General features: G+C 69.2%; 16 protein-coding genes. 8 read left to right on the plus strand and 8 right to left on the minus strand.

The features are described 5' to 3' along the window. Positions 1–54: 54 nt before the first annotated feature. Entirely contained in the window at positions 55–1899 is a 1845-nt protein-coding gene (locus tag KV397_RS15930; protein WP_261811716.1) for an alpha/beta hydrolase family protein, read from the minus strand. Positions 1900–2061: 162 nt separating this feature from the next. Here KV397_RS15930 and KV397_RS15935 point away from each other — a divergent pair, with 162 nt between their 5' ends. Further along, positions 2062–2778, plus strand: coding sequence for a TetR/AcrR family transcriptional regulator (locus tag KV397_RS15935; RefSeq protein WP_261811717.1), 717 nt, complete (start codon positions 2062–2064; stop codon positions 2776–2778). Between the two features lie 256 nt (positions 2779–3034). Here the strand turns inward: KV397_RS15935 and KV397_RS15940 are convergent, their stop codons facing one another. Together KV397_RS15940 and KV397_RS15945 are read right to left on the minus strand one after the other, a co-directional pair. Further along, a complete protein-coding gene (locus KV397_RS15940) occupies positions 3035–4141 on the minus strand; it encodes a M20 family metallopeptidase (protein WP_261811718.1) in 1107 nt (368 codons plus the stop codon). Then, complete coding sequence (locus tag KV397_RS15945; protein WP_261811719.1) at positions 4138–5013, minus strand: alpha/beta fold hydrolase; 876 nt, start codon at positions 5011–5013, stop codon at positions 4138–4140. Before KV397_RS15945 ends, KV397_RS15940 begins: the two co-directional genes overlap by 4 nt. A gap of 124 nt (positions 5014–5137) precedes the next feature. Between KV397_RS15945 and KV397_RS15950 the strand changes: the two genes are divergently transcribed. The 3 genes from KV397_RS15950 to KV397_RS15960 all read left to right on the plus strand — a co-directional run bounded on the left by KV397_RS15950 (position 5138) and on the right by KV397_RS15960 (position 8266). Continuing rightward, positions 5138–6013 (plus strand): hypothetical protein, encoded by an 876-nt coding sequence (locus KV397_RS15950; protein WP_261811720.1) that lies wholly within the window; start codon positions 5138–5140, stop codon positions 6011–6013. Then, positions 6010–6891, plus strand: a complete 882-nt coding sequence (locus KV397_RS15955; RefSeq protein WP_261811721.1) for an SDR family NAD(P)-dependent oxidoreductase — start codon at positions 6010–6012, stop codon at positions 6889–6891. Before KV397_RS15950 ends, KV397_RS15955 begins: the two co-directional genes overlap by 4 nt. Positions 6892–7261: 370 nt before the next feature. Continuing rightward, positions 7262–8266 (plus strand): magnesium and cobalt transport protein CorA, encoded by a 1005-nt coding sequence (locus KV397_RS15960; RefSeq protein ID WP_047523995.1) that lies wholly within the window; start codon positions 7262–7264, stop codon positions 8264–8266. Here the strand turns inward: KV397_RS15960 and KV397_RS15965 are convergent. The 4 genes from KV397_RS15965 to KV397_RS15980 are packed head-to-tail and all read right to left on the minus strand — an operon-like array spanning position 8244 to position 11920. Continuing rightward, positions 8244–8708, minus strand: a complete 465-nt coding sequence (locus tag KV397_RS15965) for a hypothetical protein (RefSeq protein WP_261811722.1) — start codon at positions 8706–8708, stop codon at positions 8244–8246. The genes KV397_RS15960 and KV397_RS15965 overlap by 23 nt on opposite strands. Beyond that, entirely contained in the window at positions 8705–9613 is a 909-nt protein-coding gene (locus KV397_RS15970; RefSeq protein WP_261811723.1) for an LssY C-terminal domain-containing protein, read from the minus strand. The genes KV397_RS15965 and KV397_RS15970 overlap by 4 nt, the downstream gene beginning before the upstream one ends. A gap of 37 nt (positions 9614–9650) precedes the next feature. Then, entirely contained in the window at positions 9651–11447 is a 1797-nt protein-coding gene (locus tag KV397_RS15975) for a glycoside hydrolase family 15 protein (protein ID WP_261811724.1), read from the minus strand. Continuing rightward, positions 11444–11920: a cytochrome C5 gene (locus KV397_RS15980; RefSeq protein WP_131492822.1), complete on the minus strand. Its 477-nt coding sequence runs from the start codon at positions 11918–11920 to the stop codon at positions 11444–11446. The genes KV397_RS15975 and KV397_RS15980 overlap by 4 nt, the downstream gene beginning before the upstream one ends. On the opposite strand from KV397_RS15980, the gene KV397_RS15985 reads away from it, so the two are divergent. The 4 genes from KV397_RS15985 to KV397_RS16000 all read left to right on the plus strand — a co-directional run bounded on the left by KV397_RS15985 (position 11919) and on the right by KV397_RS16000 (position 17685). Continuing rightward, on the plus strand, positions 11919–12734 hold the full coding sequence (locus tag KV397_RS15985; RefSeq protein WP_153243309.1) for an SGNH/GDSL hydrolase family protein: 816 nt from the start codon (positions 11919–11921) through the stop codon (positions 12732–12734). The genes KV397_RS15980 and KV397_RS15985 overlap by 2 nt on opposite strands. A gap of 252 nt (positions 12735–12986) precedes the next feature. Further along, on the plus strand, positions 12987–13727 hold the full coding sequence (locus KV397_RS15990; RefSeq protein ID WP_261811725.1) for a Type 1 glutamine amidotransferase-like domain-containing protein: 741 nt from the start codon (positions 12987–12989) through the stop codon (positions 13725–13727). Continuing rightward, the gene (locus KV397_RS15995) at positions 13724–15079 is read left to right on the plus strand and encodes an anaerobic C4-dicarboxylate transporter family protein (protein ID WP_248539378.1); all 1356 of its coding nucleotides are present in this window, start codon (positions 13724–13726) and stop codon (positions 15077–15079) included. Before KV397_RS15990 ends, KV397_RS15995 begins: the two co-directional genes overlap by 4 nt. Before the next feature lie 89 nt (positions 15080–15168). Continuing rightward, complete coding sequence (locus KV397_RS16000) at positions 15169–17685, plus strand: LuxR C-terminal-related transcriptional regulator (RefSeq protein WP_261811726.1); 2517 nt, start codon at positions 15169–15171, stop codon at positions 17683–17685. 84 nt (positions 17686–17769) lie between these two features. Here KV397_RS16000 and KV397_RS16005 read toward each other — a convergent pair whose 3' ends face one another. After that, the gene (locus KV397_RS16005; protein ID WP_261811727.1) at positions 17770–22968 is read right to left on the minus strand and encodes a beta strand repeat-containing protein; all 5199 of its coding nucleotides are present in this window, start codon (positions 22966–22968) and stop codon (positions 17770–17772) included. Between the last annotated feature and the right edge of the window lie 90 nt (positions 22969–23058).

Genomic DNA, 23058 nt, shown 5'->3' on the forward strand with positions numbered 1-23058 from the left:
CCGACTCTAGGACTGACCGGAAAAGATAGCAAGCCTTTTAGTCAATGTTCGTGACTAGTGGCGAGATTCGCTATCCCAACGCTCGCCGGCGAGGGTCCGCAGGGCGAGTTCGTGCATGCGACGCTGATCGTGCGCGGCACCCTTCAGACCCGTGGGCTCATGCCCGCCCTCGAAGATCTCGAGCACGGCGTCACCGCCGCGGGCGCGCAGGCGATCGACGTAGCCCTGCACTCCGATGACCGGGGTGCGGGTGTCGACGGAGCCCTGATTGACCCAGACGGAGGCCGTGACGTCGTCGAGGTAGGTGATGGCCGAGAAGCGTTCGACGAGCTCGGGCGGGACCCACGAACTCCACACCGTGCGCACCGCGGGGTTCATGGCCTCGATCGTCACCGACCAGTCGGCGACCGCCACGTGGGCGAAGCCACCGGCGAACAGCTCGGGGAGACGGCCGACACTGAGCAGCGTCATGTGCCCGCCGTAGGACGCCCCGGTGATGAACGTGGAAGCCGGATCCGCGAGGCCCTGTGCGCGCAGCCAGGCGATCGCCGCAGCGACATCCTCGATCTCCCGGTCGCCCCCGGCGTTCCAGAAACCTTCGCGGAACGCACGCCCGAACGTCACAGAGCCGCGGTAGTTGAGCGACGCGTAGGCGAAGCCGGCATCCATCCAGGCTTGCGCGGACGGGTTGTAGTGATCGACGGCGACCAGGTTGGGGCCGCCGTGGATCTCGAGCACGGTGCCGATCGGTGCGCGCCCCGCGGGACGCCCCGACCACAGCTGCACCGCGGTACCGTCGGCGCTCGTGACGAGGGTCGAGGCCAACGGTTGCCCGGGGGGAACCTCCGCGGGTGCGATGAGCGTCACCTCACGCCCGTCCGCGGTGACCTCGGTCACCCGCAGCGGCACGTCCCAGCTCGAGCGCAGCGCTCGTACCGCTCCCCGAGGCGCGTAGTACGACGTCCAGTAGTACGGATGCAGGCTCGCGACGTCCGGCTCCGCGAAACTCCCTCCTTCGAGCACGGTCCGTGCCGTGCCGTCGGCTTCGTCGAGCTCCAGCAGCCGATGGATGCCGCCGTCGACGTGCAGAGCGAGCACCCGCCCGGCAGCGGCGTTCCAGTCGAGGGCGATCACCTCTCCGGCGAGGTGGGGCAGGTCGAAGTCGTGCCGCTGGCCCGTGCGGACATGCCAGATGGCCGGACGCGAGAAACCGCTGCGCTCGGTGTTGAGGAGCAGGCGTTCATCCCCGGGCTCCGAGGAGAAGCCGACGGCACGGACCGGCCCGGCCGGCAGGTCGTCGAGCGTGGCGACGGGCGTGCCGCTCACGGCGTCGACCACCGTGATCAGCGGACGACGGATACCGGGGTTGTGGGCGGTCGTGTCGATCGAGACCAGCGAGGCGTCGGCCGACGGCAGACCGAACCAGGCCTCGACGGGGTGGGAGTAGACGACCTTCGCCTCACCCCACGGAGCCGCCGGGATCACCAGCACGTGGAAGCCGTCTTCATCGACGACGGTGGCCACCAGGGCGGAGCCGTCGTACGACATCGTGAGGCCGCGCAGGACGTAGGGCTCGCGGCCGGGGGTCAGTGCGACGCGCTCACGACCGTCGAGCGAGGTGGCGACGAGGGTCCCGACCTCGGAGCCGCCGCCGTCGTCGAGGTCGACGATCCACCGTCCGTCGTTCGTGACGATCGCGCCCGTGCTGACTTCGAAGGGCAACGGCTCCCCCGGGGCGTCGGGTGCATGCCAGAGGCGTCCGCGAGCACCGTCCGGATGATTCTCGATGACCAGGGCGAGGTCTTCCGCGCCCGAGGCGGGGCGCACGGTCATGAGGTACGGCACGGCGAAGCGCTCCTCGACCGCATCCGTCGTCGGCTCTTCCGGGCTCTGCAGCATCCTTGCTCCTTCTCACCTGGTCAATGACGTTGACTATAACACTGGCTAGTCGCTACGGATAGTGTCCCGCCACCTTGTCGATGCCACTGACAGACACCGTGACGACGGTGGGGTACCGTGATCTCTGCGTGACCGATACGCGACGACGAACGGAGTGCCCCGATGGCGACACGGAAGGCCGCGGAACCGGCGAAGACGCCGACACGCGCCACGAGCTCGACCACCCGCCCACGCCGCGCCCGCGATTCCCTGAGCCGCGACATCATCGTCGCGGCCGCCGACCGGGTGGTCGAACGGGAGGGGCTCGACCGGCTCACCTTCCAGGCGATCGGCGAGGAGCTCGGCGCCCACCCGACCTCGATCTACCGGCACTTCCGCGACAAGGACGAGCTGCTCCTCGCCCTGATCGACACCCTCCGCGCCCGCTCCTACAGCGGCGGCCTGGTGGCGACCGACGACTGGCTCGACGACCTGCGACGGCAGGCGCACCTGATCCACGACCACTACATGCGCTACCCGGAGTTCGCGTTGCAGATGGCGCTGCGCCGCCCGACCGACTTCTCGTCGATGGAGTTCTCGATCGGGGCTCTCCGCCGCGGCGGGTACGACCGTGAGCAGGCTGCGCTGTACGCCCGCGCGCTCGGGCAGCTGATCCGCTCAGCGTCCAGCATCCAGGCCGCCCTGACCGCTCTTCCCGCCGATGTGCAGGACTCCGACGAGCTCACCTGGCAGATGGACTTCCGCCGGCTCGACGCGGAAGAGTTCCCCGCGATCACCTGGGCCGGAGACACCCTTCCCGCCGTGCGCGATCCGCGTGCCTGGGAGACCGCCCTCGACCTGCTGCTGGAGAGCATCGAACGGCACGCTCCCGGGACCTGACACCCGAGCCCGTGTGCGCGCCTGGAGGGACACACGCCCTGAAGGGACACGCGCTCTGAAGGAGAACACGCGTCCTGAAGGAGAACACACGCCCTGAAGGAGAAGACACGTCCTGAAGGAGAAAACACGCATCCCGAAGGAGAAAACACGTCCTGAAGGAGCGTTCTGGGCTAGGAATCCTTCATAGCGAGAGATCTCCTTCAGGATGAGAGAGCCCTTCGGCGCGAGCAGTCTCCTTCAGAGCGAGAGATCTCCTTCAGGATGCAGGGGTGCGAGCGGATGACAGCTCGTCGAGCATGCCAGCGAGCAGGTCGATCCGCTCGATCATGGAGTCGATCGAGACCCACTCGTGGTCGGCGTGCGCCCCGGCACCGCGGGGTCCGAGACCATCGAGGGTGCGAGCACCGACGGCTGCCGTGAAGTTGCCGTCCGAAGCACCGCCGGCCGACACCGCCTCGACCTCCGGATGACCGAGCCGTTCGGCGACGAGCCGCGCGCAGGCCAGCAGGTCGACCGATGAACGCTCCTCCATCGGCGGACGGTTGATCCCGCCGATGACCTCGACCCCCACCCCCTCGGTATGCGGGTCGAGGCCCTGCATCGCGGCATCCACCCGCTCCAGCTCGTCGAGCGTCCAGGCCCGCACGTCGACGCGCACCTCCGCGTGCTCCGGGATGACGTTCGTCGCAGTTCCCGCATGGGCGACCGTGGGGCTGACCGTGGTGCCGCGCTCCTCGTCGGCGAGCTCGGGCAGCGCGAGCACGTGGTGCGCCAGCTCGATGAGGGCACTGCGCCCCTTCCACGGCTCGAGTCCGGCATGTGCTGCACGCCCGGTGAGCGCGACGCGGTAGATGCTTCCACCGCGGCGGGCGATCTTCAGCGCCCCGTCGAGGCTCGGCTCCAGCACCAGCACAGTGCCTGCGCGAGCGGCTTCGCGTTCGATGAGGGCGCGCGAGGTGAGCGAGCCGACCTCCTCGTCACTGGTGAGCAGCACCGCGACCTCACCGGGATGAGCGACACGTTCGAGGGCCGCGGCCATGATCACGATGCCGGCCTTCATGTCGAAGACCCCCGGGCCGGTCGCGCGGTCGCCCTCGAGCCGGAACGGCCGGTGCCGGATGGTGCCCTGGGGGAACACGGTGTCGAGGTGCCCGAGCAGCAGCACCGACGGCGCGGGCCCCCCTCGCCACAGCAGATGCTCGACCCCGTCGACGCTCTCGATCTCGCCGCGCACCCCCAGCACGGGTTCGATCCAGGAGCGCGCCAGAGCCTGCGCCTCGGCGAGCGCAGCGGCATCCCCGGTCGGCGTCTCGATGGACACGAGTGCGTCGAGGCGTTCGATCGCCTGGGCGCGGACGTTCATGCCGCGACCGCCTCGGCGAGGAAGACCCGGAGCGCGGCCGCCGTGGCCCGCGGCGCCTCTTCGGCGAGGTAGTGATCCGCGTCGACCGGGGCGCCGATGACCGCAGGCGCGTAGGGAGTCCACGCCGCGCGCACATCGAAGTTGCGCCCCACGTAGCTGTGCTCTCCCCACAGCGCGAGCACGGGCACATCCACTCTGCGCCCCGCGGCGCGGTCTGCGCGGTCGTGGTCGAGGTCGATGCCCGCGGCCGCGCGGTAGTCGGCGCCGGATGCGTGGACGGTCTCGACGTCGAAACAGCGGTGGTACTCCGCGTACGCCTCGGGCAGCCGATCACCGTCATGTCGGCGTCCGGTGAAGCGGCTGCGCAGCCAGGTCTCGCGGTCGGCGGAGATGAGCGCTTCGGGCAGCCCGTCAGCGCGCGCGAGGAAGAACCAGTGGAAGTAGGCGGTCGCCATCTCGCGGTCGACGTTCTCGAACATGTGCAGCGTCGGCACGATGTCGAGCACGGCCAGCGCCGTCACGGCCTCCGGATGGTCGAGCGCCATCCGATGCCCGACCCGCCCGCCCCGGTCGTGGCCCACCACGGCGAAGCGTTCGAAGCCGAGCGTCCGCATCGCGAGGACCTGATCCGCCGCCATCTCACGCTTGGAGTAACGCTCGCCGCGCGGCTTCGCCGAGTCGCCGTAGCCGCGCAGATCCGTCGCGACGACCGTATGTGTGGTGGAGAGTTCTGCCGCGACCTCCTCCCACATGGCCTTGGTCTCTGGATACCCATGCAGCAGCAGCACGGCGGGGCCCGATCCACGGACTTCTGCGGCGATCCCGATGCCGTCGCAGTCCAGCGTCATCGTCGTGCGGGAAGGGGTCATCATCGTCCAACTCTCCGGTTCCGGCTTTGCAAGTCAGTTGCGTTGACTATATCAATGACAAAGCCTTTGGGAACCCCTGAGCAGGAGAGAGGACGGCGACCACCGTGCGCAGTAGGCTGAACCCATCATGGAAGAGTTCATCCAGGGCTTCTGGACCTTCGCCGGCCACTACTGGTGGCTCATCTTCCCGATCATGGGAATGGCCGGCGGTGCGGCGAAGGCCTGGGAGCGCAACTCCCGGCGCCGTCACGAGCGCCGCCTGGAGACCCTTCGCATCAAGGCACAGCTGAAGACCGCCGAGATCGAGGCGCGCGCGCTCACCCAGCAGAACAAGCGCCGAGGACCCTCCGTCGTCGACACCACGGCATCCGTCGCCCCGAACGACCTGGTCGCGCGTCTGTTCGCCGAGCATGACGAGATCACCGCACGCTGGCTCGACTACGAGCTGGACGTGGCGAAGCTCATCGCGTTCCCCGCCATGAGCGACGGACGCCAGCCCCTGACCGCGGCGTTCCTCCGCGCGAAGAAGACCGCGGATGCCCTGCGACCGGCGTCCGCCGATGCGAAGGTGTCGGAGCAGCAGATCACCGAGTACCTGCAGGCCGTGGGCGATTACGCCGTCGCGTTCGAGATCGCCGAGAAGGATGCCCGGCGCCTCCGCGATTCGACCTTCACGGAGCCGGAGCGCAAACGCCTCGAGCGGGCGCAGCAACTGCTCAAGGTCGCCGTCGATGAGTCCGCGACACAAGCCGAGCGCAACGTCGCCTACAAGCGGGTGCGCGAAGAGCTCGACGGACTCATCCTGCTCTCCGAAGACGCGGTGACCGTGCTCGAGAAACAGGTCGCGCGCGAGCTGCCGGCGCACGCCACCGCTGCCCCGTCGCCTGCTGCCCCTGCCGAGAACACGCCCGTGACGGAGGCCGCACCCGAGCCCGAGCGGATTCCCCGCGCCGACCCGCTGCGCCCCGCACCGCCGCGCCCGAAACCGCGCGACGACGCATGACCCCGGACAACGATCGAGGCCCGTCCGCGATTCCCGACACGTCGAAGACGATCGTCCTCACGGGGGCATCCGACGGTATCGGTGCCGAGGCCGCCCGCCAGCTCGCCTCCTCCGCTCATCGCCTCATCCTGGTGGGTCGGTCGGTCGAGAAGACCCGCGCCGTCGCCCAGGAGACGGGTGCGTCGTGGTTCACCGCCGACTTCGCGCGCCTCGACGACGTGAGGGAGCTGGCCGCGAAGATCACCGACGCCGTCGGCGAGGACGGCATCCACGTGCTGGCGAACAACGCCGGGGGCATCTTCGGCGATCAGACCCCCACGGTGGACGGCTTCGAGAAGACCATGCAGGTTAATCACCTGGCGCCGTTCCTGCTCACGAGCCTGCTTCTCCCGCACGTGCGGAAGGTCGAAGGCGCGGTCATCAACACCTCCAGCATCGCGCACCGCCTGTTCGGCCACATCGACGTGGACGACCTCGACAACACCCGCCGCTTCAGCCCGAACAAGGCCTACGGCGATGCGAAGCTCGCGAACGTGCTGTTCGCCAAGAGTCTGCACGCGCGGTTCCACGCCGAGGGTCTGAGCGCGGTCGCCTTCCATCCCGGCACCGTGCGCACGAACTTCGCGTCCGAGTCGTCGAGCGTCATGCGGCTGCTCTACCGCACGCCGCTCAAGCGCATCATGCTCATCGGTCCGGACAAGGGCGGCGCGACGCTGCGCTGGTTCATCGAAGGCACTCCTGACGAGACCTGGTTCTCGGGCGCGTACTACGACGAACGTGTACTCACGACGAAGGTCAACCCCCAGGTGAACGACGCCGCCCTCGCCGAGGCCCTCTGGCAGCGCAGCGCCGAGCTCGTCGGACTCGACGCTCCCTGACGCGCGCGCATCCTTCACACCGTGCCGTTCACGGTCGAGGGGGTGCGGTCGAGGGAGTGCGGGATCGAAAACGCGCCTGCGACGGCCCTCCCCGGTCCCTTATTGATCCCGCACGTATGTTCCCAGGCGACAGGAGTATGCTGGCGCGTTGGGTCGCTCGACCCGAAGAGTCCCGAAAGGCGGTGATGGCGATGTCCGGTGATAGTTACGACGCCGCCTTCGCTGCGTCGCGACTCCCTGCGCTCTCGCGTTGATCCTCCGATCCGCACGCGCACGTCCTTCCCGCAGCGTCGGTGGCGTCATCCGCCCCCTGACGAATCCGCGCACGGAGCTCTCCGCTGCCGTGCGCCCGCGAGAACGGAGCCGCATCATGGCGCTCATCGACAACGGCGTGTACGTCCACGGACGTCGCGTGGAGACCCCCAAGAACCTGGACGAGACCTACCGGATGCTGGATGCGGCCGGGGGCATCGCCTGGATCGGGCTGTACCGGCCCAGCCCCGAGGAAGTGGCCTCGGTCGCCCGGGAGTTCGACCTGCACCCTCTCGCCGTCGAGGATGCGCTCTCCGGGCACCAGCGCTCGAAGGTGGAACGCTACGGCGACACCCTGTTCGCCGTCCTCCGCCCCGCCCGGTACCGCGACAAGGAGGAGTCGATCGAGTTCGGCGAGCTGCACCTCTTCGTCGGCCCCGATTTCGTGGTGACCATCCGCCACGCCGAGTCGCCGAACCTCGCCGCCGTCCGGATGCGCATGGAGGCCCACCCCGAGCTGCTCGCGATGGGACCGGAAGCGGTGCTCTACGCGATCCTCGACGAGGTCGTCGACGGGTACGAGCCGATCGTGGCGGGGCTCCTCAACGACATCGACGAGATCGAGGACCAGCTCTTCGGCGACGGCGCCGACGACAGCGCGCTCTCCCGGCGCATCTATGAACTCTCCCGCGAAGTGATCAACTTCCAGCGGGCGGTGCATCCTCTGAGCGGGATGCTGGAGTGGCTGCGCCGCGGGTCCGAGAAGTACCGCATCGACGAGGAGCTGCAGCGGTCGCTGCGTGACGTCCTCGACCACACGATCCGCGTCAACGAGCGGGTCGACTCGTTCCGGGCCATCCTCGAGAACGCGCTGACCGTGCACTCCGCGCTCGTGGCCCGCCGCCAGACCGAGGCCGGGCTCGCACAGAACGACGAGATCAAGAAGATCTCCTCCTGGGCGGCGATCATCTTCGCGCCGACGCTCGTCGGCACGGTCTACGGGATGAACTTCGACGTCATGCCCGAGCTGCATTGGGCCTTCGGGTATCCGATGGCGATCGGCGCGATGGCCGCGTTCGCCGTCGCCCTGTACGGGGTGTTCAAGTATAAGAAGTGGTTGTGATCGAGCGGGGGTCGTTGCGCCGGGCGTAGCCGCGCGCGCTCTGCGCCGAGAGGGCGAGCAGCACGAGGATGTCGAGGGCCACGCTCGCGAGCGATGTGCGGAACGTCACGGGGATGCCGGCGTTCCACCAGTCGAGGAACACCACGATGATGCTGAGCGAGGCGAAGCTCATCGCCACGATGCGCGCCCAGTTGGCTCCGGCGAACACGAGCCCGGCGAGCACGCCGTAGAACACGTACCAGACGCCGAGCGCACAGAGACCGATGACGATCAGGAGATCGGCGACGTCCACGGGCACCGCCTCCAGGCCGTTCTCGGAAGAGAAGACCTCTTCTCTGATCGCCGCCCAGTTCAGCGCGTAGATGAGGATCGAGATGAACCCCCACGCTACGCGGAGCGACATCAGCACGGCGCCGAGCCCCGTGGCCAGAGGGCGTTTCACGACAGCCCCCGCAGTTCCGTGACCGGCGCCTGCTCCTCGGGCTCCCCGGCGGAGCCCGAGGCAGGTGCCTTCGTGACGCCGCGGAGATCGATGACCGGCAGGTCGCCGTCGGTGTGGATGCTGTCGCCGCCGCCGTTTCGCGAGTGATAGCCCGTGGAGAAGTCGCGGATGATGACGATGCGCACCCCGCTGTGCGCGCGGCGCAGCGTGCCGACGATGTGATCGCGTTCGATGTCGATGTCCGCATCGATCTTGTGGGTGATCTGGAGGGTGAAGAGCGAGAAGCCGACAGCCCGATCGAAGGTGCCGGCAGCCACCCAATCCACGCGGTGACCGCCGGGCAGCATCCACCCCTCGGGGCAGCGCCAGAACCTCACGTGGTGCCGCTTGGCCGGGTTGCCCTCGACCTCCTGCTGATACGCGAGGTCCTGCCGACGCCCGAACAGGAAGAGCGGGCTGACCGGTGCCTCGTCGTAGCTGCGCCGCAGCACGGTCGACAGGACGATGCGCCACGTCGACTCCGCGGTGATGTCGTCGGCACGCGTCCATCCGGCCTCGGCCATGCACCGGGTGAGCTGCTCCTCCGAGCCGAGGACAGCCAGGTTCACCGGATCGCCGAGCAGGCCGTCACTCGTGCGTGCGCGGCCGATGAAGTAACTGGGCACGTAGATGCGCGTGAGGATCGCGTGCAGTCTCGGCAGGACGAGGTAGGCGAGGAGCAGCCAGAACGCGACCGCGAAGGCGATGGCCCACCAGCCCCACGAGAACGCTTCGGTGACGATGAGGTACGCGAGCCAGACCGCGGCAAGACCGGCGAACACGAAGAAGGCGTCATCGAGAGCCGCGTTGACGGAGAACCTCTGGCGCTGGACCAGAGGATCCCGCTTCTTCACCGGTTCCGCCATGTCCACATCCTAGGAAGGGCTCGCACCGCGGGAAAGGTCAGCGCGTCCGCGGTTCCGTCCGCGACAGGGCATCGGCAGCCCGCACGAGCGCAAGGTGCGAGAAGGCCTGCGGGGTGTTGCCGAGCTGCCGCCCCACCACCGGGTCGTACTCCTCCGACAGCATCCCCACGTCGTTCGCCAGTGCGCACAGCCTCTCCATGAGTGCCTGCGCCTCGGCGCGCCGTCCGGTCATGGCGTACTGCTCGACCAGCCAGAACGAGCACGCGAGGAAGGCTCCCTCCGTCCCGGCGAGGCCGTCCACCCCCGTCGCCGTGCGGTACCGCCGCACCAGCCCGCCCGCCATCAGGGTCTGCTCGATCCGTGCGACCGTCGCCCGCATCCGCGGGTCGTCCGGCCGACAGTAGCCCACCTGCGGAAGGAGCAGGAGCGAGGCGTCGACCTCGGTCGTCTCGTAGTGCTGCACGAAGTGGCCGTCGACGACGCCGTCGCGATCGATCTCCTCGCGCATCCGATGGCGCAGCCCACGCCACCGCTCGACGGGGCCGTCGAAGCCGTGCTCCTCGACCGCGCGCACCGCCCGGTCGAACGCCGCCCACATCATCACCCGCGAGTGGGTGAAGTACCGAGGTTCACCGCGGATCTCCCACAGGCCCTGATCCGGACGCTCGATCTGCTCGGAGGCGAACCGCAGCAACTCGCGCTCCAGCGGCCAGGAGAAGCCCGACTCGGTGAGTCCCGCCGCCCGCGCGGCCGACAGCGTCACCACGACTTCGCCGACGACATCCGCCTGATACTGGTCGGCTGCGCCGTTGCCGATTCGCACGGGCGTGGACGCCTCGTACCCGGGCAGGTGCGGCAGAGCACGCTCCGGAAGATCTCGCTCCCCCGCCGGGCCGTACATGATCTGCAGATCGGCGGGATCACCGGCGACCGCCCGCAGCAGCCACTCCCGCCACTGGCCTGCCACGCCGAGGAAGCCGTGCGCGCACAGGGCCTCGAGGGTCAGAGCGGCATCACGCAGCCAGACGTAGCGATAGTCCCAGTTGCGCCTGCCTCCGATCTCCTCGGGCAGTGCCATCGTCGCCGCGGCTGCGATGCCGCCCGTCTCATGATTGGTCAGCGCCCGCAGGATCAGCAGCGACCTGACCACCTCGTCGCGGTGCGGACCGTCGTGCGAGATCCGGTCGGCCCAGTCCTGCCACCACTGCTTCGTCGCGCCGAGTTCCTTCTCGCCGTCGAGGGTGGGAGGGAGGTCGAGGTGCGACGGGAACCAGGTCAGGTGGAGGTCGCGCGTCTCACCGGCGGTCACCGTCAGCTCGCCACGATGCTGATGGTCGATCGGCTCCAGAGCGGCACCACGCACGGCCACGGCATCGGGACCGCCCATCGCGACCAGACACGGGGCATCGCGCGAACCGACCTGACGCACCCACGGCATCACCCTGGCGTAGTCGAAGCGGATGCTCAGCCGCTGCTCGAAGCGCATCGAGCCGCGCACCCCGACGACCCTGCGGATGAGGTCGCTACGGCGGATGGCGGCATCGGGGTCGAGGCCGATCGGCATGAAGTCGTGCACTTCGGCGACCGCGTCCCCGCTCTCCCACCGGGTCACGAGCACGAAGGTGTCTTCGTCGTATCGCCGGGTGCTCACGGCCCCGGGGTCTGTCGGATGCAGCAGCCAGCGACCGTGGGACTCGTCTCCGAGCATGGCCGCGAACGTCGACGCCGAGTCGAGCCGCGGCAGACACAGCCAATCGATGCTTCCTGCGCGCGAGACGAGCGCCGCCGTGCGGCAGTTGCTCAGCAGGGCATAGTCCTCGATGCGCGTGGTCATGCGTGGTCGAGCAGGTCTTCTCGGACCTCGATGCCGTCGACCTCGAGATCCTCATCCAACTGCACGAGAATCCGCGCATCGGGGAACTGCTTCGGCGCGAGGAAGGCGAGCAGCACGGCGTCGGCGAACACCACGACCGACGTGGCCTCGAGGTCATCACGCAGATCGATCTGCTCGACGACCGGCTCATCGTCGACCGCATCGTCGATCTCGGTCGCCACCTCGTCGACCACGGCCCGCCACCGGGACTCGCTGACCGACAGGATGCGCGAGATCGCAGCGATCAACGCCTCCTGGTCGATCTCGTCGTCGTGGTCGCCGTCGAACTCGGGATCGACGTTGACCTTCACCACCGTGCCTGCCGCGTCGATGCTCGCTCTCCCGTACACCAGGCCGTTCTCGGCGACCGGTTCATCGATCACGCCGCTCTCGACGATGCGGGCGAGGAGGGTGTCGAGCGCAGAAGAGGTCATGCCTTCAGTCTTTCGCATCCGCAGCGCCCGTGGGCGGTCGTCCCACACGCAGAAGCGCGGTGAGGATGACCGCGCCGATAGGCTCTATGCCGTGCCGAACGCCGAATCCGCCACCGCCGACCTCCGCCGCCTCGCCGATGCACTTGTCGGCGCCGAACCGCTGAACTGGGTGATCACGGGCGATTCCATCACCCACGGCTTGGTCCACACGCAGGGGGTCCGCAGCTACCCCGAGCACCTGCACGAGATCATCCGGGGCGAGCGCGAGCGCGTGCGCGACGTGGTCGTGAACACAGCGATCAGCGGGCACCGCATCAGCGACATCCTCGACGACTGGGACCGCCGCGTCGAGTCCTGGCGGCCCGATGTCGTCACGCTCATGATCGGCACGAACGATGCCGCGACCGGCGGCGAGCGCACCGAGGTCTCCCCGGAGGAGTATGCCTCGTCCCTGCACGACTTCGTCGTCCGCGTGCGCGGACTCGGCGCCGTCCCGGTGCTGCAGACGCCGCCCGCGATCGATGTCGCCAACGCCCCGGAGCGCGCGCGGATCGGCGAGTTCGCCGCAGCGGTGCGTCGGGTCGCCGCGGACGACGACGTCATCCTCGTGGATCAGTTCGCCCGCTTCGCCGCGCTGGGAGACGGCGAGGTGCCGTGGGGCCTGATGAACGATCCCTTCCACCCGAACGCCGCCGGGCACGCCGCGCTCGCCCTCGAGCTCACGACGGCGCTCGGTCTTCACCCGGCGGGCGCACGGAGTCGGACGGTGGCACTGCTCGAGGGCGTGGTCGTCGCCGCACGCCTCCACGGTTAGGCACCGCGGATCACGACGTCGCCGCTGCTCTGCGTGCGCGGCTCGCCGAGCAATGCACTGCTCCGGATCGACAAGCCACTCGGTGACCGGGGCGAGGGGGTGAACCCCGGTCACCGGGTAACACGTTATCCACTACCCGAGGGCGGCGGGTGATGTACCGATATACGTTCCTCCGCCCGGGGTGAAGACCCTCTGGACGCCGCGGGTGCCACCCCTCTATGGTGGCGGCACGATCTAGTCGGAGGGCGGCCGATGTCTCACGTGGTGGCTACTGGGGCCGGTAAGGCCATGATGGAGCGGCGGAACGACCCGACGCACGACTACATCCTCGGGCTCACCGGCAAGGAGCGACCCCGGGTCCTCTTCGTCGGCACCGCGACCGGCGACGACGCCGCCTACATCCTGAGCTTCTATTCCACCTACGACGCGGACCGGTGCGCACCGCACCATCTCCCGCTCTTCCATCGCGCGGTCGACGACCTGGCCGGTTTCGTGAAAGGGTTCGACGTGATCCACGTCGGCGGCGGCAACACGGCGAACATGCTCGATGTCTGGAAGCGCCAGGGCCTCGACACGATCCTGTGTGAGATGTGGGAGGACCCCGACTCGAACGTCGTGTTCACGGGAGGCAGCGCCGGAGGAATCTGCTGGTTCGAGGGCGGCACGACCGACAGCTACGGCCCGACCCTCCAGGTGCTCCCCGAGGGACTCGGGTTCCTGAACGGCAGCTTCTGCCCGCACTACGACGCCGAGGATCAGCGGCGCCCTCTCTTTCACGCCTCCCTCCTCAGCGGGGAGCTCTCCACGGGCTATGCCGTCGGCAACCTTCAGTCGCTGCACTTCGAGAACTCCGAGTTCGTCACCGCCATCAGTCCTGTCGAGGACGCGCTCGCCCTGCGGGTCGAGGCGATCGACGGGAAGATCGTCGAGACCGAACTGCCGACGACCGTGCTCACCGGGTCCGCTCCGATCACGAAGGGGCCGTCGTCATGAACGACAACGTGTGGATCCTCCTCGCACAGCTGATCATCGTCGTCGGTGCGATCTACATGGGCACGCGCACCAGCGGGATCGGTCTCGGCGTCTGGGGGCTGGTGGGCGTCGCCGTCCTCATCTTCGTGTTCGGCGAAGCGCCGGGCAACGCCCCGGTCGACGCGGTCTTCATCGTCATCACCGTGATCACTGCCGCCTCCACCATGCAAGCCGCCGGAGGTATCGACTGGATGGTGTCCGTCGCGGCCAGAGTGATCCGGCGCAAACCGAAGTCGGTCGTGTTCCTCGCCCCGGCCATGTCGTTCCTCTTCACCGTCGGGGCCGGCACGGGCAACATCTTCTACCCGCTGTTGCCCGTGATCTACGATGTCTCCTACCAGCAGAAGATCCGCCCCGAACGCGCCCTCTCGGTCTCGGCCGTCGCCTCGCAAGTCGGCATCCTGTGCTCGCCCGTCTCGGCCGCGACCGCATCGATGGTGGTCCTGCTCGCGCCGCAGGGCGTGGATCTCGGAGGACTGCTGCTCATCATGTGGCCGGCCTCCATCGCCGGGCTCTTCGTCGCCGCGCTCGTGATGATGCGTCATGGCAAGGACCTCGACGACGACCCGGAGTTCCAGCGACGCCTGGCCGACCACCAGATCAAGCCCCCGGCGGTGGACGCGCACGAGCACAAGCTCCCGCCGACGGCCGTGCTCTCGGCCTCCCTGTTCCTCGCAGGCGTCGCGGTGATCGTGTTCTTCGGGCTGTTCGAGAATCTGCGTCCGGTGATCGGGACCGACGATGCCGGCGATCCCGTCCGACTCAGTGTGACCGTCATCATCGAGGTCACGATGGGCATCATCGCCGCCCTGATCTTCGTGTTCTGCAAGGTCAAGGCCGCCGACGTCCCCAAGCAGCCGACCTTCCCCGCCGGCATCGTGGGGGCCATCGCCCTGTTCGGTATCGCCTGGCTCGCCAACACGTTCGTGGCGGCGAACCAGACCCTCATCGTCGACGGGCTCGGATCGGTGGTCTCCGGATCGTCGGCCTTCCTCGGCGCGCTGCTCTTCGCGATGGCACTCTTCGCGGTCGCCATGCTCACCACGAGCCAATCGAGCGCGACCAACGCGATCGTGCCGATCGGTATCACGATCGGGCTTCCGGCACCTCTACTGGTGGGGCTGTGGCCGTCGACCATGGGGATCTACACGCTGCCGGCGAACGGCAGCCAGGTGGCCACCGTGGCGTTCGACCAGACCGGCACGACGAAGATGGGCAAGTTCGTCTTCGACCACTCATTCCAGCTGCCGAACCTCATCTACGTGGGTGTCGCGATCGTCGTCGGGGTATCGCTCTCGTTCCTGATGGGCTGACTTCCACCCGAGCGGCCGACACCGTCCCCGGGAGCTTGCCCAACCGATATTTCGGAATATCGTAGAGGCGGGGACCTGGGGAGGTTGGGGTGTCGGCATTTGTCGCGCAGGGGGATGGACATGTACCGCGAGTATCGGCGCACGCGATCAGTCGGCCGCGGCTAACCGCCACACTCGAGACCGACACACCTCTGACGCTCATCCGTGCCGCGTCCGGGTCGGGCAAGACGACCGCCCTCGTGGAGTGGGCGTCCGCCACCGCATCGCGCGTGGTCTGGATCACGGCCTCGCCCGCCACCGCGCCCAGCGCTGCGCTCGCCCGCGCTCTGCTTCGAGCTCTGCCGCGCACAGACGTCGCACACGACCTGGCGGAGGATGGATGGCCTGCCGTGACCTCGCGCCTGCGCCACGCGGAAGGTCCTCTGGTCGTGGTACTCGACGACGCGGCCCCCGTGGACCGCGAAGGCGTGCTCGCCCTGTGCCGCGCCATCGCCACCACCCCGCGGACGCGGCTGATCGTCGCCACCAATCGCCCCAGCCCCTTCGACACCGAGGGTCTGGATCTCGTGATCGACACGAAGGTCATCGCGCCGTCGGACCTCATGTTCGACACCGAGGAGATCTCTCGCGCGCTCGGGGTCGATGACGACATGGCCGGCGAGATCCGGGAGGTGACCGCGGGCTTCCCCGCGCTCATCCGTGCCCTCGTGCTGCGCGGGGCCGGAACGGACACCGAGTCGCTTCGCGCTGCGAACACCGTGATCGAGGACTATCTGCAGGACCGGCTCGCCGAGTGCGGATTCTCCCCGCAGGCGTTGCAGGGGCTGCTGCGGATCAGCGTGACCGACTCGGTGGACCTGCCCCTGGCCGTGGCGCTCACGCGCGACCCCGACATCGCGAAGGCGCTCGACCAGGCCGAGACGTTCGGCTTCGGCCGCTGGACCGGCGACGGCGGCTGCACGTTCACCCTCACACCGCTCACACGCGGCATGCTGCGCCGTGAGCTGCGCCGATCCTTCCCCGGCGAAGTCGCGCACCTCCGACGCATCGCAGCCGAGGGAGCGATACGTCGCGATCTGCCCCTCGAAGGGCTGCGACTCGCCCTGGAGGACGACGATCTACGGCTCGCGAAACACGTCACGATGTCCGGGTGGAACCGCCTGCTCCACCGCGATCGGCGCGCGGTCGCGGAGCTGCTCGCCGACGTCCCTGTGGCACGACTCAAGCAGGAGCCGCTCGTGGCCATGCTGCTGGGGATGAGCCTCAAACCCAGCAGGCTCCGACGCCAGCGGGGGCTCCAGCTGCTGCGCATGGCGGTGGCTGCGGCGAACTCCCGTCGGCCCACCCTGTCAGCCACGGAGCGGATCTTCATCTGGGCGGCGGAGAGCGCCTCCCTGCGTGCCATCGGGCGGCCGGAGCCGGCCGCCCAGATGGCCGCGCGAGCCCTGGCGCTGTTCCAGGAGACACCGGAATCGCGATGGCAGCAGTACGCCCGCGATGTGCCACTCATGTGCACGCACATCGGCATCTCCCTGTACTACGGCGGACAGCTGGACGAAGCCATCGAGGTTTGGGAACAGGCCACGGCGCTCGCCGCGGCGCACGGGAGCACGAACGGCTTCCACGGCATCTGCCTCCTCGCGGGTGTCCACGCCCTGAACGGCGACCTGCCCGAAGCGCGGCACTACTTCTCCCTCGTGCGCGACGGCGAGTGGGACCCGGAGCTCCTGGACAGCTACCAGAGCACGTTCTACCGGATCGCCGGCGCGATGCTCGCGGTGGAGGACGGCGACCTCCCGGCGGCGAAGCAGCACATCCGCTTCTTCGAGCCATACCGAGCGACGAGCGAGCACTGGACGACGATGGCCTCCGTGGAGGCGTGGATCGCCCTGCACGAGGGAGATGCAGCAGGGGGCCTGGAGCGCCTCGAGTCTTTCGCGCGCCTCCGAGGGAGGGAGGCGAGCGCCGCCCACGTGCGCCACGCGCTCTCCCGGCCGCGGGTGCTGCTGCACCTCGCCCTCGGCGACGTCGGCACCGCGAAGAGCATCGTCCAGCGCGATGCCGGGTCCGATCGTTTCGGCACCGTCGTGAAGCGAGCACGTCTGGCTCTCATCGACGGCGCGGCCGCTGACGTGGTCCGACTCCTGGGACAGACCCGCCTGCGTCCCTCCACGGCCCGAGAACGCGCCGAAGCGCTGGCGGTGCACAGCGCCGCTCTGCGCCGGGTGTCCCCGGCCGCCGCGCAGCCGTCGAGCGCGACGTTGAGCGCGCAGCTCGCGGACCGCGGCCTCACCACTCCGCTCGTGCTCCTGGGCGCGGAAGACTTCGGTGCGGTCCGCGCCGACCTCGATCCGACCGGTCGCGCCACCTTCCCCCGGCGATCCGCTCTGCCGTCCTTCGAGAGCCGCCCCCGCCTGACCCCCCGTGAGCAGGTGGTGCTGCGCACGCTGACGTCCGGTGCGCCGCTGCCGACGATCGCCGCTGAGCTGCGCGTCTCGCAGAACACCCTCAAGACCCAGCTCCGCAGCATCTACCGCAAGCTCGACGCCGGCAATCGCTCCGAGGCGTTGGAGCAGGCGGCCCGTCACGGCCTCCTGCCCGACTGAGCGCCGGCGCCAACCACCCGCCGACTGCACACGCCGAAGGCCCCGCCCGTCGCATCACGACGGACGGGGCCTTCCCGACGAGCGTCAGGCCTGCGAGCGGCGTCGGCGCACGATCAGCAGCACGGCACCGCCGAGCAGCAGAGCGATCGCCAGAGCCAGCACCCACGGGGCCAGGATTCCGCCGGTGAGCGCGAGCGGCGTCAGCACCGGGTTATCGGTCGAACTCGTCGGCGGCGTGATCGTCTCACCGCCGGGAGGAGTGGCCGTCCCCACAGCCACGTTGTGCAGCTTCGCGCCTGCCGCGTCAGCGTGCACGATCACGGAGTACGTGATGGTGATGCTCTCTCCCTGGGCGAGGCTGCCGCTCCAGCGCAGCTGGTTCCCGTCCACCGCGGGAGCCGCCACCGCGCGGTCACCCACGACGGCGGTCGCACCGGGTCGGAGGTCGGCATGCCGCAGCACGCCGGAGAGGTCATCCGTGATGACGACGTCATCCAGCCCGGTCTCCCCCGTGTTGGTGCCGACGAGCCGGTAGGTGACCACGCTTCCCGCGGCCACGGCCTTCTCCGAACCGGGATCGGCCGTCTTGACGAAGGTGAAGCCCGGGGTACCGACCGGGTTCTCGGTCGTCACCGGAGGCGGCGTGAGCTCCCCACCACCCGGCGGGGTGGCGGTTCCCGCGACCGTGTTCGCGATCGTCGCACCACCTGCGTCGCCGTTCACGGTCACCGAGTACGTGATGGTGACGCGCTGACCGACCGCGAGCGCGCCCGACCAGGTGAGCTCGTCACCGTCCACGACCGGAGCGGGCGCGGATCCGTCGATCACGGTCGCCGTGGCGTCGTCGTTGTAGACGGCGTGGGCGAGGACGTCCGAGAGGTCGTCGCTGATGCTCACCGGCGCCAGCGCGGTCTCTCCGGTGTTCACGCCGGTCACCGTGTAGGTGATGACGCTGCCGGGGTCGACGCGGGTTCCCGACGCGGGGTCTGCCGACTTGCGGAGCTCGAAGCCGGGCTCGTTGACCGGGTGCTCCGTCGTCGCCGGCGGCGTCTCGATCGGAGGCACACCGCCGGGCGGGGTCGCCGATCCCGCAGCCGAGTTCTCGAGGATCGCTCCCCCGGCGTCCGCCTGCACGGTCACGGAGTACGTGATCGTGACAGTCTCGCCGACCTGCAGGGCTCCCGTCCACGACAGGCTGTCGCCGGAGACCACCGGGGCGGTCGAGGCGGTCGTGCCGATCAGGGCGGCCGCGTCGTCGTTGTAGTCGGCGTGGGCGAGGACGCCGGAGAGGTCGTCCACAATCGCGACCGGATCGAGGGCCGTCTCACCGGTGTTCACGCCGGTCACCGTGTAGGTGATGACACTGCCGGGGTCGACCGTCGTGCCCGCCACCGGGTCGGCGCTCTTCGACACCGAGAATCCGGGGACGTTCACGGCGTTCGTCGTGGTGCCGGGCGGCGGGGTGATGACGGACCCTCCGGGCGGGGTCGCCGTCGCGCTCGCGCTGTTCTCGAGCACGGATCCGACGCCCTCGGGGCCGACCGTCACCGAGTACGTGATGATGACGGTCTGACCGACGGCGAGCGCACCGGACCAGTCGAGCTCCGCGCCGTCGACCGTCACCGCGCCGGCGGGCAGACCGCCGATCACGGCCACAGCGTCGTCGTTGTACGAGGCGTACGGCAGCACCTTCGAGAGGTCGTCCGTGATCTCGACCGGGTCGAGCCCCGTCTGACCGGTGTTGACGGCCGTCAACGTGTAGGTGAGCACATCACCGGGATCCACGGCCGTGCCCGCCGCCGGGTCGGCGGTCTTGGCGAAGGTGAAGCCGGGCTCGTTGACCGGGTGCTCCGTCGTCGCCGGCGGCGGCGTGATCGGCGTGCCCGGCGTGGTGGGGCTGTCCGGGTCGCTCGGGTCCGTCGGGATGAGTGGCGTCGCCGTGCCCGTGGCCGTGTTCGCGATCGTCTCACCCCCGGCGGTCGGGTCGACCGTCACGGAATAGGTGATGACGACGTCCTGGCCCGGGAGCAGCACACCGCTCCAGTCGAGGGCGGCGTCCACCACGCTGACGTCGCCGCGGGTGGCGGTCACGTCGTCGTTGTACGAGGCATGAGCAAGCGCGCCGCGCAGATCATCGGCGATCGATGCAGGGTCGAGCACGGTGTCACCCGTGTTCGTGCCCGTGACGGTGTAGGTGATCACGCTGCCGGGATCGACACGCGTCCCCGATGCGGGGTCGGCGGACTTCGCGACCGTGAAGCCGGGGGTGGCGACCGGGTGCTCCGTCGTCGACGGCGGCGTCGTGACCGGGGTACCGGGCGTGGTGGGGCTGTCCGGGTCGGTCGGGTCGGCCGGGATGAGGGGGGTCCCCTCGCCCGTGACGGTGTTGCGCAGCAGCACGCCGGTCGCGTCGGCGTCGACCGTCACCGTGTAGGTGATGTCGACCCTGGCGCCGGGAGCGAGTGCCCCGGTCCAGGTGAGCGTCGTGCCGTCGAGCTCGACGGCTCCGGTCGATGCGCTCGCGTCGCCGCCGTACTGAGCGTGGGCGAGCACGGCGGACAGGTCGTCGACGATGGACGCGGGGTCGAGGGTCGCGTTACCCGTGTTGACGCCGGAGATCGTGTACGTGATCGTGTCGCCCGCGCGCACGGCGGTGCCGGAGACGGGGTCCGCGGACTTCGTCACCTCGAGGCCGGTGTCGACGACCGGGTGGTTCGTCTCCGCGGGCGGCGGGACGATCGGGGTCCCCGGGGTCGTGGGACCGTCGGGGTCGGCCGGGTCGACCGGGATCCGCGGTGTGGCCGTGCCACTGGCGACGTTGTTCAGCAGCGCCTTCTGGACTCCGGCATCGATGGTCACCGAGTAGCGGATGGTGACGGACTCGCCGCGGGGCACATCGCCCGTCCAGGTGAGCGTGTCGCCGCTGACGGTGACGGAGCCGCGGTCGGCGGTCACGTCGTCGTTGTAGCCGGCGTCATCGAGCACACCCGACAGGTCGTCGACGATCCGGGCCGGATCGAGGTCGGTGTCACCCGTGTTGGTTCCGGTGATCGTGTAGGTCACGGTGTCGCCGGCCGAGACGGCGGTGCCCGAGGCGGGGTCGGCGGACTTGCTGATCGTGAAGCCCGAACCGATCACCGGGTGCTCGGTGGTGACCGTGGGCGGGACGATGGGTTCGCCCGGCACCTGCGGTCCGTCGGGGTCACTCGGGTCCGGAGTCGTTGGCGTCGCGGTGCCGCTGACGGTGTTCTTCAGGATCTCACCCGAGGTGTCGGCTTCCACGGTCACGGAGTACGTGATCGTCACGGTCTGTCCGGGCTGGAGCGTGCCGGTCCAGGCGAGGTCGTCACCGGTGATGGTTGCGGCGCCGGATGCGACGGGGGAGCCGTCGATCTCGGTGGCGACGTCGGAGTTGTAGGCGGCGTGTGCGAACACGGCCGACAGGTCGTCGGAGAGGGAGGCCGGGTTCAGCACCGTGGCACCGGTGTTGGTGCCGGTCACCGTGTACTCGATGGTCTGCCCCGGCTCCACGACGGTGCCGGCAGCGGGGCTGGAGCTCTTGGCGACGGTGTAGCCCGCCACGGGGTGCTCGGTCGTGACCGCGGGAGGATCGACCGGGGGCAAGCCGCCGGGAGGGGTGCCGGAGGCGGTGACGCTGTTGGCGATCCGCTCTCCTTCGACATCGGCGTCAACGATCACCGAATACGTGATGGTGAGCACCTGACCGGGCTCGAGCGCGCCGGTCCAGGCGAGGTCGTCACCGGTGATGGTTGCGGCGCCGGATGCGACGGGGGAGCCGTCGAGCTCCGTGGCGACGTCTCCCTGGTACTCGGCGAACGCGAGCACGCCGGACAGGTCGTCGCTCACGCGGACGGGGTCGAGGAGCGTGTTGCCCGTGTTCTCCGCCTCGACGGTGTACGTGATGCGCTGACCCGCCTGCACGGCGACACCGTTGGCCGGGTCGGAGGTCTTGCGCAGCGCCAGGTCGGGTGCGAGACGTACGTTCGTGAACGTGCAGGTGACGTCGGTGCCGAGCGCACCGGCGGGCTGGACGACGCTGCCGTCTGCGGTCACGGCGACCGGAGACGTGGAGCCGTCGGATTCGACCTGCACGCAGTCGAGCGATTCGGCGTACCGGGTGCTGTCCGTGGTTCCGGATGCGGACTCGGAGAGGCGGAAGGTGTCGCCCTGGTTGGTGAACACCGGTCCGGCGTAGTCCGGCTGCAGCCCCGTGGCCTCACCGCGGGTGGTCGCGTCCGTCTGCGCGACCTGATAGCCGGCCGGCGACTGCACACGCAGGGCGAACTGGTCGGTGGCGGCGTGACGCCCCTCGGGGAGGTCCTTCTTCAGCGTGAGGGTGTTCGGGAAGGTGCAGCTGGCCATGTCGGTCGGCCCGAAGGTTCCGATCGAGGTGGTGTTGACGGTCACGCCGCGGGGGAGGTCGACCTCGATGATGCGGTTTCCGCCTCCGGAGACCGACACGAAGATGTGGCCGAGGTTTCCGAACGCGATGCCGTTGCCCTGCACCCCGTCGCCCATGTTGTGGACCTGCTTGGCCTCGATGGTCGCGGTGCTCGGCGCGAGCGAGGTGGGAAGGTCAGACGAGTAGATGACATTGTCGGCCACGAGCACGAGCTGGCCCGAGGCGCTGAAGGCCATGTCGCCGTTGGCGCCGAACGCGCTGCTGCCGGCGGTGGGGCGGAGCGTGCCGACCTGCACGTAGGCCTGCGGAGTGACGCTCTCGTTCCAGGCGTAGAGGTTGATGGCACCGCTGACGGTACCGCTGGCGAAGTAGTAGACGCCGGTCACCGGGTGGACGGCACCTCGGAGCACGGAGGAGTTGAGCGTGAACGTGGTGCGGCTCGTGGAGTCGGTCACGCGGTCATGCTTGGCCAGCACCTTGGATCCGGCCGCATTGGTGACCGTGTAGGCGTAGCGGCCGCTGGAGGAGATGCCGAGGGCATTGTTGGAGTGGTCGACGCCGAGGGTGGTGGAGCCGAGTGTGCCGCCGTTTCCCGGTGTGCCGCCCTGCTCGTCCACGATGAACTCGCGCACCTCGGTCGTGCTCTGCACGTACACGGCGCCCGGCGTGCAGAGGAACGGGTCAGCCGCGATCGCGGGAGCCGCCGTGAGCGTGCCTCCGATGAACACCATCGACGAGGCGACCAGCGCCGTGCTCAGGGCGCCTCCGATCAGCTTCTTCGCGCGGCCCCGCCAGCGGCTGTGCCGCTCGGACGGAAGGCCATCGGCTGTGTGGTCCTTGCGGGCAACACGAAACCCCATGACAGACTCCCCATTCATCGCTTCCCCGGTGCGCGTTCGCACACGGAAACCCCCGCCCCCTCAGGCGACCGCCGAGCACCATTCAGGCAT

The organism is Microbacterium aurugineum (assembly GCF_023101205.1).
GTDB lineage: Bacteria > Actinomycetota > Actinomycetes > Actinomycetales > Microbacteriaceae > Microbacterium > Microbacterium aurugineum.